A 12282-nucleotide genomic window follows, 5' to 3' on the forward strand; every position below is an offset into this window, starting at 1 on the left:
ACGTTTTCACCGGTTTCTGCTTTTTAAAGGTATAATAAATCACGGCTTTTTCGGAGAGTTAACTAGCCTGCAAATAAAAGCTTTGCAGCTACTGTTTCTTTTCTATATAAAATGAATTCGTGAAACTGAATAACAATTTTCTGAAAAAATGTGATAAGATAGTCAGCGAAAAGAGATGAATAACAGATGGAAAATAGTTTTCATGAGAATCGTTCGGTTGGGTTGTTACTGACTTTTATCGGCGGGATGATCGATAGCTATACGTATATTCGCTATGAAGCCTTTGCCTCTGCTCAGACCGGAAATTTGATTTTAGCAATCATTCAAGCCTACGAACGGCAGTGGAACATGGTTGGAAAAAAATTACTCTCCACCCTATTCTTTTTCATGGGTATTCTTTTAGCCAAATTTTTGATTGATTACTTTAAAAAGAAAGAAATGCACTTTTGGCGTTTGTTCCTGCTTTACTTTGAAGCCTTTATCTTCTTTATCATCAGTCTGCGCTTTTTGCAGCCGCACCCTGCGATAATTACGATCATCATCGCTTTTACCGCCGCTATTCAGTGGGTGTCTTTTGATAAAATCAATGGGCTTACTTACACGAATTTGTTTACGACCGGAAACCTTAAAGGGGTAGCGACAAATCTTTATGACTATTTGAGTACAAAAGATCAAGCAGCTAAAACACGCTTCGTTCATTTTCTTTTAGTGGTCTTGGCCTTCATTGCCGGTGCGATCGTCTCAGTTTTTTCTTATCGCATGCTTGGCACTAGCGCGGTTTTGATCATTGCAGGATTGTTCTTGTACTTAGCACTTTCCGAAACTTTCTTAGTTTGGCGTTTCCAACGAAATACAAATATTTTGCAAAAAAAATAACTCTTCAGCTTTTTTGCTGAAGAGTTTTTAATATACTTTTACCGATTTATAAGCAGTATGAACAGTACCATTCCTAAACATAGGAAACCCATTACAGTACCAATCACAATAAGCCGTTTATCCAATTTGGCTTCTGGAACAATCTGCTTCAGTCCTTGATAAAGTACAAGCCCTAAGAAGCCACCGGAAAAGTTCATTAACAGATCAGTCACATCGGTCGCACCAATGCCTAAGATGAACTGCATGACTTCAATGAAGAGCGAGAATAAAAAGACAATCATCAATTTATTCAAGAATGGCAATCTTTTAGCTGAAATCCCCAAAAGAACACCCATTGGAACAAAAACAACTGCGTTTAATAAAATTTCATTCAAAGCGATCTTGCCATTCACGATCATTGAACCCTGAAATGGTACAAGATTGATGGATCTCATAGGATGACTCAAACTTGCAGTTATGTCAGAAACAGACAGCGGAAACTTAAATAGTAAAATCCAAATCAACAGCAGAGAATAAATGACAAGTAGTATTTTACTAAGTTGTTTACTAACCATTCTGCTTCCTCCTCTATAGGTTTGTTGGCTAACGTACAAAGGCAATCTCGATATCTCCATTACTAGTTATAACTTCTAGTTCTTTTGAGCCATCCTCATGATTGGTCAAGTTACTTGTAGCATTGCTCGTTTTAGACACCGTTGAAAAATCTTCTTCCTTGCCCTTGATCGTGCCATGTACTTCCGAGTTGCTGGTTTCAAGCGAAAGAGATTTAGCTGGCTTCAAATTCATTAAGTTGATCTTGCCATTTGAAGTATGGAATTCTCCTTCTGAAAATTCCAGATTCTGCAAGTCCATTTTACTATTGCTTGTTTCAAAAGATCCATCGTCAAAGGTCATTTTCGATAATTCAACTTTTCCATTGCTGGTTTCCGCATCGATTGAATGTGCATCTACATTATTAATGATCATCTTGCTGTTGGTTGTTTCCAAATCAAGATTATCCAATGTCAGATTCTCTGTAGAGAGCTTGCCATTAGAGGTTTCAACCTGCAAATCCTTTAATTTAGACTTGGGAATCTCGATGGTTACTTTGGGATCACGCTTGCCAAAATTGAAGAAGTTGAAATTAAACCCGATACTTCTTTTGCGCTCAAGGCTCAGCGTATTACTGGTTTGTTTAATATTGTATTTGATGTCTCGGCTTTTCTTGTAATTGATTCGTGTCTTATTTCCAGAAACACCTACGATATCGATCGGCATATTGCGATCATCCACGATCAGTTCTTTGACTGTCTTTGACGTAGTAAATGTCTCATTACTCATGCGGCTATGAAAGATCATACTGCTCATACTTACTAATGCCGCCCCAACTAAAATCAACCCAATAATTATTTTTTTCATTTTTATACCCCTTATCTACTTTTCTTATCTTTATCATAAAGAAATTTTCAACCGTTTACATGGGACAAAAGGCTGATTCTTTCTCATCATTTATTCCGATTAAATCCAGCCTTGATCTCAATAAAATCCTGAAACAGCTGAAAAAGCTGGAAAAGCATCGCTCGTTCTTCAAAAGCTTGTCGACTTTCTGGTAATTTCTTTTGCTGATAGCGCTGATCCGTCTCATCAATCTTAGTTAAAATCGCTGCTCCGTCATTTTCTTCAGTCAGAGTTTGCGCAGTAAAGTCAAACAACTCCCGCAGCTCCTGAACATCCTCAGGTTCAGCATCCAGTCGGTTCAATATTTGCAGCATGTCAGACAGAACCTTCAATTGTAGACGACGCATCGCAAAATATTCAAAGTAATAACTGTTGCCGGAAAAGAAACGATTCTCCTCAAATTCTCGCGCACGAACTTGCGCCTCCCGCACAAAGTCTCGCAACGAAAAGCATTCTTGCCGCAATTGTTCTTCTTTGTCAGGCTGGTTCAAATAAGCAGACATCTGCCCCAGCATCTTTTTCATAGAGACTTCGACGACAGCCTGATCTTCTTGTATTTTTTTCTCGGTATTCGGCATGTAAAGATTAGCCGCCAATGCGCAGCCCACTCCAATGAACATCAGTAAATATTCGTTGATGATCAAGCTTAACGGCATTTCCCCTGCTACTAAATAATGCGTGATCAAAACTGAACTGACTGCGATCCCTTCCGCTAAGTCAAAGCGAATCGATAATGGAATGAATAATAATAGATACAAACCAAAAACCAATGGATGAAATCCCAAGAGTAAAAAACAAATCGCTGCAATGACTGTCGCAAGTGTCAAAGAAAAAAGCCGATTCAAAGCGGTTTTTGCGGTCGAACGCTTGGTGTTTGTTACAGTCAAGATCGTTATGATGGCTGCTGATGCTGCTGACTCAAGATTCAAGCCGCTGGCTAATAGTAATGCAATCGGTGCTGCCGCCGCGGTCTTTATAGTACGTAATCCTATTTTCATTTGTATCTCCCTTCATTAAAAGCTTACACTAAAGTCGCGCGGGAAAAAAGTCGCAACTTAACGGATTATCTTGTATAGTAAGTACGATGCGAAAATAAGCACATTAATAAACACAAGGAGTGGAATTATGGAAAGCTGGCTTTTTCTAGGGGTCATTTTATTGATTGCATTTATCGCAAAAAACCAAAGCTTACTGATCGCAACGATCGCAGTTTTGGTTTTAAAATTAATTCCCCATTCAGATAAATTTTTAGCTCTATTAAATAAGCAAGGAATCAATTGGGGGGTAACCCTGATCTCAGCAACAATCTTAGTCCCGATCGCTACCGGCGATATCGTCTTGAAAGATTTATTGAACACCTTGAAATCTCCCCTAGGTTGGGTAGCGACGATCTGCGGTGTGCTCGTTGCCGTCTTATCTTCAAAAGGCGTCGGCCTGATTAATCAATCACCCGAAGTTACCGTGGCTTTAGTTTTTGGTACGATTATGGGTGTTGTTTTTTTGAAAGGTGTTGCCGCAGGACCGGTTATCGCCGCTGGTATCACCTACTGCATCATGCAGGTCATTCAAGTTGTGACGAATCATTAAATGAATAAACCCCAATTATTTTCTATTGAGAATAATTGGGGTTTGTTTGTATCATGTAAAATTCTCTTGTAAGATAGAAATAAGAAGATCGCCAAATAAGGAGGTGCCACCGAATGGCCAAACAATCCAAGACCACGCGCTTGCGTCAAATCGTTAAAATCGTCAACCACTATAATGTTGTTAAAAATATTACGCAGCAAAAAAATCCTGAAGATGTCCGCAAGGCTTTTGAAGAATTAGGTCCGACCTTTATTAAAGTCGGACAAATGATGTCGGTTCGAACCGATATTTTCACACTGGCCTTCACGAAGGAATTACGCAAGCTGCAAGACGATGTTAAAACTGATTCCTTTGAATCTGTTAAGACTCTCGTTGAAAAAGAATTGGAGCTTCCTTTAGCGGAAATCTTTGAAAGCTTTGATGAACAGCCCTTCGCTTCAGCCTCAATTGCACAAGCACATCACGCTCGCCTAAAAAATGAGCAGCAGGTCGTCGTTAAAGTCCAGCATCCAGGAATCGCCGCTGAAATTGAGTTAGATCTATCGTTGTTTGAAAAAGCGATCCCGATTGCCAACTGGGTTCCCGAAAGCAAAGTGATTGATCTCAAAAGTATCTTAAAAGAAATTCGGGAATCCCTGCAAAATGAATTGGATTTTCAAAAAGAATTAGTTTTGGCTGAGGAATTTTACCGCTTGAACAACGGCTGGAAAGAAATTCGTTCTCCTCGAATGGAGCCGGCCTACTCCACAAAAAAAGTTATTGTGATGGAATTAATGCCTGGAACCAACTTAAAAGAATTGATCAACGCAGACGATGATAAGGTCGTTCAAGGCGAAACAACTTATAAAGAACTGAAAAAAACGATCAGCGAATTATTAATCGAGCATTTCATGAAGGAAGTCTTTGAGGACGGGTTCTTTCATGCGGACCCGCACCCTGGCAATATTTTATTGCAGCTGATGAGTGAAGCAGAAAATTTAAAGGATCGCCAATTTAAAACCAAGGATCATAAAGGAAAAATCGGCGGTTTGCCTTACGAATTTACTTTTTCTAGAAATGAGGAGCTTCGACCTTTCCGCTTAAACTTTATTGATTTTGGAATGATGGGTACGATCACCCGCGAGATGCAGGTGAAGATGAGCAATACGATCATCGCCATTTATAGTAAAGACAATCAGCGGATCACCAATGCTGTTCATGCGATTTGTAAGCAGGTCGGCAGCTTTGATGAGGAGAAATTCACCTATGAACTGGATGATTTTTTGAATCGCTATTTGAATTTGCCGGTTAAAGAAATCGACCTGCAAAAAGTTTTTTCACAGGTCGTGGTGATCTGCCATGAAAATAATTTGCAGATTGATGATTCAGTCACCATGCTGATCAAAGCCTTTGGTACGTTGGAAGGTGTGATCGAGGATCTTAATCCTGATCTATCCTTATTCGAAGTGGTTGCCCCATTTGCACAAAAATATTTTCTTCAACAATTGAATCTGAAAGATGAGCTGCAAGAAACTGGTTTGGACTACTTGTCTACATTAAAAGCACTGCCCAAAATTCCCAGCCATGCCTTGAACGCTTTAGACACCTTCGGAAAAGGCAAAGGCAAGTTGAATCTAGAATTGAAGAACCAGCGAAACTTATTGGAACGAGCAGAAGCAATGGTCAATCGTCTAGTGATCGGTTTGATTCTTTCCGCTTTAGTCATCGGCTCGTCGATATTGGTCCAAACCTCATCTGGAGGCGACACCTTTATTTCTAATTTGGGAATCTTTGGTTACTCCGTTGCTGCCCTTTCGATCCTCTTTTTAGTCGTTGAAAGTCTCTATCGCCGTTATCGCAAATGGAAAAATCGTTAAACGCTCTAATCATAGCAGGAAGTGTGCATATTAAATAGCACACTTCTTTTTTTTATACAAAAATCTTGCTCGCTCTTTTTTTTCTTCAATAGTAAAAAAAACGAAAAATCGCTGAAAATATTATTATTCATTGGTTCCTTCTGCATTAAGCTATATAAAAAAAGTTTTTTTACCTAAATAACAAGCAGGATTTTTTACATTAAAGGGATAACATTTTATTATTTTACTGTAAACAAGTTAAAAATATTGAAGTGAGGAGGTGCGATATGAACAAGTTTCTTAAAACCATCTTAATTATTCTTTCCTTGGTTTTACTTTCAATTTTTCTATCCGTCGCAGCAATCTATTACTTTATCGCTTCAAATCCGTTGGACTTAAGCTCATTGCAGCAATTCGTTCTAACGAATAATTATGCTCAGATATATTTATTCTGGGTAGCAGTAGCTTTAGCGATCATAACGGTAATCGGGATCTTCGTAATCCTATTTTATCCAAAGAGAGTGACCAAGTTCGTCTTACACGAAGAACGCGGTAAATTAGCTTTGGACAAGCGAGCGATTGAAGGGTATGTTCGGACAAGTATCAAACAGGAAGACTTTATGAATGACCCTAAAGTTAATGTAGCGGCGACAAAAAACAAAATTAAAGTAAATGTTCGAGGACAATTAAAGAAAACATCTGGTTTAGTCGGTCAAACTGATCGCTGGGCTAAAAATGTAGAAACAAAAATTTGGGAATTATTAGGTCCAGAAGAAAAAGTTTCTATTAAAGTAAAACTTCAAGCACTTGAACCAGCACCAACAGAAACAACAGTCACACGTACACGGCCGCGAGTAGAATAGGAGGAACAGCGATGCAAGAATTTTTAACACGAGACAAGCTGCCTGTAATCTTCGGTATCCTCGGTTTTATCCTAGCTGTGCTATTCTTTACCATCGGCTTTTTTAAAACGATCTTACTGATCTTGATTACAGTTATCGGAGTAGTTCTCGGTATCTATCTAAAAAACAATCATATTTTAGACGACTATTTAAAAAAATAGTCATTCAATCAGCTTTGAAATAACCTTTCCTTTATGGAACGGTTAATACATTAATACACTCAGGAGGAAAATAATCATGGAAAACACAACAATCAAACCAACAGAACCAAAAAAAGATGTAAAAGGCGAATTAACGTATGAAGACAAAGTCATTCAAAAAATCATCGGGATTGCTTTAGAAAACGTCGATGGATTACTAACAGTAGATGGCGGTTTCTTCTCTAACATCAAAGAAAAATTAGTGAACAGCGACGATGTCACTTCAGGAATCAGCACAGAAGTTGGTAAAAAACAAGTGGCTGTTGATATGGATGTAGTCGTTGAATACGGCAAAGATATTGATGATATTTATGATCAAATGAAAAATTTGATCTCTGAACAAGTCGACAAAATGACTCATTTAGATGTTATTGAAGTGAACGTGAATGTAGTTGACATTAAAACACGCGAAGAATACGAAGAAGACAGCGAAACGGTTCAAGACAAAGTAACCAGTGCAGCTCAAACTACTGGAAAATTCGCTTCTAAGCAAACAAACCGTGCGAAAAGCGCTATGAGCAATCAAGCTGACAAAATCGGTGATAACTTAGAATCTGAACCACGTGTTCAATAAACCAATCTTCCCCATTGACTAGCCGAACTTTGACTAGTCTTTTCATAAGAAAGGCTTCGCGAGCTCGCTCAGCTTTTGAGCAATAAGACCAAAATATTTCTAAATTGCTTCTCAAATTTCGAAATATTTTTGCTTATTGCCGATATGCTAGTTCTGCTTAATGCTAATTTAGCAGCAACTGTATGCGGAACTTGTGTAGAAAAGCTAGTTCGTGAAGCCAGACATGGATATACCCGCTAAAAAAACGATTTATTCATGTGAAAATTTTATACTTTCTGTATAGTTAAGTGAACAGCCAAGACGCTCTCGTCTTGGCTGTTTTTTTGCTATATATCTTGATAACCTAAATAATCCTGATATGTTTCTGCTGCTTTTGTTCCTTTTACAATAGCTTGCCGAACGGCATCCACGGCTAAAATCGAGACAGCTTCAAAGCTTGCTTCGATTTGATTCGCCCCTAAAACAAACAAGGTGTCCCCATCATAAGTTGTATGAGATGGACGAATCGCTCGCGCAATCCCATTATGACTGATATCTGCTAACTTGTTCATTTTAGCTTTTGGAAACGTTGCATTCGTCATTACACAACCAATCACTGTATTCCCATCAAATAGCGCTTCCTCATTTTGATAATACTCAAGAAAAAGTTCTTCTGAAAAACCAATTTTCGTTTCACCTGCTTTACGAGCACCAGCGATGATTCTTCCTAGCTCTTCATCGAAGACGTCTCCTACAGCGTTGACCGCAATTACTGCTGTTACCCATAAATTCCCGTGGCGCATCGTGTGAAGGCCAATGCCGCCTTTCATTGCGTTTTTAGCACCATTGATCGTCCCGACACTGCAGCCAGTTCCAGCGCCATAATTTCCCGCTTGGAAAAGCTGTTTATCAAAAGCTGCTTCACAGGCTTTTCGACCAGCCTGATAATTCGGCCGGACATCTGAGCGGCCGATCCGTAAATCAAAAAGACTTGCCCCTACCACATTCGGTACAAAGGTGATCCCCATGTCGCGGCCAATTTTATTCTCCTCTAAAAAATCTACGACACCTGCATTCGCAGCCAAGCCAAAGGCGCTGCCGCCAGATAGAGTCACTCCATGGACAAACTTGCGATTATTTTCAGACTTTAATGCGTCGGTATCTCGAGTATTCGGTGACCCGCCGCGAACTGAAACACCGCCGGTTACACCGTCCTCACAAAGAATCACAGTACAGCCGGTCATCGCTTCAGCATCAGTATACTGACCAATACGAAAAAATTCTTGATATTCTTCCATCGTGTCCCTCCGCTCATTTTCTAAAGACGATTAATTACTTCATCGACATTCTTGATCGTTACAGAAATCGTTCCATCAGGATTGTTGGTAAATTCAATTAATTCAGGGTTGCGATAAACATCTAATGGCACGATCAATTCAATCCCATTCGACAGCTTTAATTTTTGTTTGCCGTATTTCTTTTCTGTGATCTCACGAACTTCTCTTAATAGAGGCGCTTGATCCACATAACCCTTTTCGACGACTTCTTCTTGAAACGCCATTTGAGCCGATACATTATCTTTGAAGACTTTTTGTGCAACGACTTTTGCGTCGATCTGCCCGCTTTCTTCCACTACATCATAAACAGCTTCCTTCACATCCGCAATCACATCATGTTTGGGATTTTCAAACTTAGCACCGATTTTTTCCGCCACCTTTTTGATGACACGGACATTTTCTTCTAATGACGGTGCTGGTCGGCTTTCAATCACCTGCGTTGAAAAATACAGGCGTTTCTCGCCAGAAAACGGGTACTTCTTCTCAATCATTTCATAGCTCAAATTTCCTAAATTAACAACGATGCCCTCATCGGCTTTTTGCGACTTGCTTGAAAGTAAGGCCCGATGTATGATCAGTTCATTTTTCAAACCAGCTTCATCTGAATCAACGATATGAGTATAGCCTTCGTGATAATTCACTTTTAAAAAGGCCACATACAGCTGTGTGTCCTCTTCATATAAAGCTACAAAAACATCCGCGCTAGGTGCTTCTTCACTCTCTTTGTAGGCTTCGTACCAGCGAGTCACGATTTTTTCACTGGCTGCTAAAAAATCATGCTCTGCCTGTTGGCTTAATAATGCAAAGGTTGAATCCTCCGTCAGCGTCCCCGTCTTGGTTTGAGCTGAAGATAATTTTTGAATTTTTTTCGTTAAATACTCGCGAATATATTCTTTCGTCAAATCCAATTCACTCTGACTATAAATCGGATCGCCTGATTCACGATCAACGATATGCAATGCGGCTTTCTTTAAATAAATATCCATAAATTCCCTGCTTTCTAAAAAGTGATTTCCTAATTCGCTGGAATACTAATGTAACAACTTGATTATCATACACAGGAAACAGGGAAAATAGCAACTATTCTTTTATCAAAAGTTCGCCGTCTTTCATTTGATAAACTTTATCACTCCATTGTGTCATCCGTTCATCATGTGTGACCATCACGATTGCTTTGTTGCGCTCATGCGCTTCTTTAGCTAGGAGTTTTACCACATCATACGCATGATCAGAGTCAAGGCTGGCAGTGGGTTCATCAGCTAAAATTAATTGTGGGTCATTAAATAATGACCGAGCGATTGCGACTCGCTGACGTTCGCCGCCAGATAAAGCTTTTGGATACTGATTACGTAATTCCCAAATATCCAAAGATTTTAGCAGCTCCTCGATTTTTTGAGCATTTTTTTCTTTTTCGATTTTTTCCACTAGTTGAAATTGTTCCTGAACTTTTAAAAATGGTACTAAATTTGAGCTTTGTAGAATAAATCCAATTTCCTTGAACCTAGCTTTAGATCGTTCTTTCTCGTTCATCTGACCAAAATCTGACCCATTGATAATAATCTTTCCTTTCGTGGGTGTCTGCAATCCACCAGCAATCGTCAAGAAGGTACTCTTGCCGGAACCAGATGGTCCAATTACACTGACAAATTCGCCTTGAGCAACAGTAAAATCAATTTTTTTTAATGCCGTAACTTCTGTATGACCTTGACCAAATTTTTTTACGACTTTTTCCATCATTAAAACATTACTCATTTTATTCTCCCCCAATCGCTGTTACCGGATCAACTTTGGTTACTGTACGCATTGAGAACAAACCGCCGATCATTGCAACCAATACTAAAATTACACTATATACGCCCCAATCGGATCGATGAACTGCAAACGGCATTGCGCTAGGTAACACTAAACTTGTTAGAACACTTAAAACGATGGCAACCGCAACTCCAATAATTCCGACTAAAAAGGTTTGTGCTAAAATGGAACGAGCTAAATAACCAGTAGACACTCCTTGGGCCTTCATCACTCCGAAGATCGATGTTTTTTGTAGTGTGATCACATACATAAAGATTCCGATGATCGCAGCGACAACAACGAATAAGAAATAAATCATTGTATTCAGCGTTAATTTTTCTGGCGTATAACCAGGAATATTTTCGATAAAAATCTCCGGTGTCATTTTTTCTAATTTTGTTTGATCCTTTTGATTGCTGATAGAAGTTTTTCCTTTTGTAGCAATCAAATTGATTGGATCGCTCTCTGTGGGCTGAGAGCCATACTTCAAGGTTTTGAATATTGATGGATTTAAATAGATGACAGGCGCAAGAGTGTAAGTCGTTTCTTTCGTAACACCGACAATCTTTAATTTCAGATCATTTACTTTTATACTCTGATTTAACTTGTAGCCTTCTGATAATAGATTTTCCGATACGATCGCCTCGTCATTAGTTTTATACAAGCGACCTTTAATTACTTTAGGTACGACAAATGAATCATTGGCAGTACCGAAGATCGAAACATTGGTCTTCTCCCCGCCATTCTTTTTTTCTACAGCAGTAGAATAAATACCAACTCCCGCCTTCTCTTTAGCAGTCACACGATCCATATCACTTTTATGCAATTGTGACGCATTAGCAATTTTATTGCTGTCCTCTGACAAAATAATGGCTGAAGCCTGCCAATCATCAATCGCCGTTCGATTGCCGTCTGCCAATCCATTGGCTAATCCTGACAACATAAAAACTACATAAGCGACAAGAACCATAATCCCCACGATTAATCCGTATCTCAACTTCGCATAGCGAATTTCTTTCCAAGCTAAAAACATTTCTCTCACCCTTTCTGAAGACAGAATACTCTTCCAGTGACAAAATGTCACCGATTTTGCTCATATGCTATACTATAGAAGAAAAACTACTGACTATTTATTAGGAGGTATCCCATGCCGAAGAAAACTTTTCTAAACTTACCAGAAACACGACAAGCAGAGATTCGTGATATTCTCTTGACGATTTTTTATGAGAAACCCGTCAGTCAGGTAAAAGTCAGCGAAATTGTAGCCGCATTGCAAATGTCGCGAGGAATTTTCTATAAATACTTTGAGAACTTGAATGATGCTTATGATTATTTAATTCATTATTATGCTGGCCAAATTCATGGTGAGATCATTGATTACATGACTCGACAAGAAGGGGACTTCTTTCAGGGAATCGAAGCTTTTCTGTTGCTGTATGTTGATTTAGATCAGCAATCCACACGATATCGACAGTTGGTTCTCTTAGCACAAAACAGCTATTTATTTTCTTATCGGCCGAAAGCAGACCATGGTGTAGCAGCTTGGAAAGAGCTCTTAGAAAAGAATAATTTCGTCATGTCTACTAACGAGGAACAAATTAGTTTCTTGTACTTCTCAATGAAATTGGTGATTGATTCACTAACTGACATGTTAGCGAATCATTGGGGGGAAAAAGAACTATTAACTGATTTCCGTTTTAAAACTCATTGGATGCTTGAAGGCATCAAAAAACGCTGAAGCGAACTTCAGCGTTTTTTCTTAAT

General features: G+C 39.0%; 14 protein-coding genes. 7 read left to right on the forward strand and 7 right to left on the reverse strand.

Annotated features, from left to right (window positions below; genetic code table 11):
* Positions 1-186: 186 nt before the first annotated feature.
* The gene (locus A5875_RS09095; RefSeq protein ID WP_088933297.1) at positions 187-876 is read left to right on the forward strand and encodes a YoaK family protein; all 690 of its coding nucleotides are present in this window, start codon (positions 187-189) and stop codon (positions 874-876) included.
* A 38-nt stretch (positions 877-914) separates the two neighbouring features.
* Here the strand turns inward: A5875_RS09095 and A5875_RS09100 are convergent, their stop codons facing one another.
* The 3 genes from A5875_RS09100 to A5875_RS09110 all read right to left on the reverse strand — a co-directional run bounded on the left by A5875_RS09100 (position 915) and on the right by A5875_RS09110 (position 3311).
* Positions 915-1430, reverse strand: a complete 516-nt coding sequence (locus A5875_RS09100; RefSeq protein WP_088933298.1) for a VanZ family protein — start codon at positions 1428-1430, stop codon at positions 915-917.
* A gap of 28 nt (positions 1431-1458) precedes the next feature.
* Entirely contained in the window at positions 1459-2274 is an 816-nt protein-coding gene (locus A5875_RS09105; protein ID WP_088933299.1) for a DUF4097 family beta strand repeat-containing protein, read from the reverse strand.
* 86 nt (positions 2275-2360) lie between these two features.
* Complete coding sequence (locus tag A5875_RS09110) at positions 2361-3311, reverse strand: aromatic acid exporter family protein (RefSeq protein ID WP_088933300.1); 951 nt, start codon at positions 3309-3311, stop codon at positions 2361-2363.
* A 127-nt stretch (positions 3312-3438) separates the two neighbouring features.
* Here A5875_RS09110 and A5875_RS09115 point away from each other — a divergent pair, with 127 nt between their 5' ends.
* The 5 genes from A5875_RS09115 (at position 3439) to A5875_RS09135 (ending at position 7411) form a co-directional block, all read left to right on the forward strand.
* Complete coding sequence (locus A5875_RS09115; RefSeq protein ID WP_088933301.1) at positions 3439-3900, forward strand: DUF441 domain-containing protein; 462 nt, start codon at positions 3439-3441, stop codon at positions 3898-3900.
* Positions 3901-4013: 113 nt separating this feature from the next.
* Complete coding sequence (locus A5875_RS09120) at positions 4014-5756, forward strand: ABC1 kinase family protein (RefSeq protein ID WP_088933302.1); 1743 nt, start codon at positions 4014-4016, stop codon at positions 5754-5756.
* Positions 5757-6022: 266 nt separating this feature from the next.
* Complete coding sequence (amaP, locus tag A5875_RS09125) at positions 6023-6598, forward strand: alkaline shock response membrane anchor protein AmaP (protein WP_088933303.1); 576 nt, start codon at positions 6023-6025, stop codon at positions 6596-6598.
* A gap of 11 nt (positions 6599-6609) precedes the next feature.
* Entirely contained in the window at positions 6610-6798 is a 189-nt protein-coding gene (locus A5875_RS09130; protein WP_088933304.1) for a DUF2273 domain-containing protein, read from the forward strand.
* A 76-nt stretch (positions 6799-6874) separates the two neighbouring features.
* Positions 6875-7411 (forward strand): Asp23/Gls24 family envelope stress response protein, encoded by a 537-nt coding sequence (locus A5875_RS09135; protein WP_088933305.1) that lies wholly within the window; start codon positions 6875-6877, stop codon positions 7409-7411.
* A gap of 326 nt (positions 7412-7737) precedes the next feature.
* On the opposite strand, the gene A5875_RS09140 is transcribed toward A5875_RS09135, so the two are convergent.
* The 4 genes from A5875_RS09140 to A5875_RS09155 form a co-directional block, all read right to left on the reverse strand.
* Complete coding sequence (locus A5875_RS09140; protein ID WP_088933306.1) at positions 7738-8688, reverse strand: P1 family peptidase; 951 nt, start codon at positions 8686-8688, stop codon at positions 7738-7740.
* Between the two features lie 20 nt (positions 8689-8708).
* On the reverse strand, positions 8709-9713 hold the full coding sequence (locus A5875_RS09145; protein WP_088933307.1) for a nucleoid-associated protein: 1005 nt from the start codon (positions 9711-9713) through the stop codon (positions 8709-8711).
* Between the two features lie 94 nt (positions 9714-9807).
* Positions 9808-10479 carry an ABC transporter ATP-binding protein gene (locus tag A5875_RS09150; protein ID WP_088933308.1) on the reverse strand — a complete coding sequence of 224 codons (672 nt, stop codon included), beginning with the start codon at positions 10477-10479 and terminating at the stop codon, positions 9808-9810.
* 1 nt (position 10480) lies between these two features.
* Complete coding sequence (locus tag A5875_RS09155; protein ID WP_088933309.1) at positions 10481-11551, reverse strand: ABC transporter permease; 1071 nt, start codon at positions 11549-11551, stop codon at positions 10481-10483.
* A gap of 114 nt (positions 11552-11665) precedes the next feature.
* Here A5875_RS09155 and A5875_RS09160 point away from each other — a divergent pair, with 114 nt between their 5' ends.
* Complete coding sequence (locus tag A5875_RS09160) at positions 11666-12256, forward strand: TetR/AcrR family transcriptional regulator (RefSeq protein ID WP_088933310.1); 591 nt, start codon at positions 11666-11668, stop codon at positions 12254-12256.
* The last annotated feature ends 26 nt before the right edge of the window (positions 12257-12282 follow it).

The sequence above is a fragment of the Enterococcus sp. 3H8_DIV0648 genome (genome assembly GCF_002140655.1).
Lineage (GTDB): Bacteria > Bacillota > Bacilli > Lactobacillales > Enterococcaceae > Enterococcus_A > Enterococcus_A hulanensis.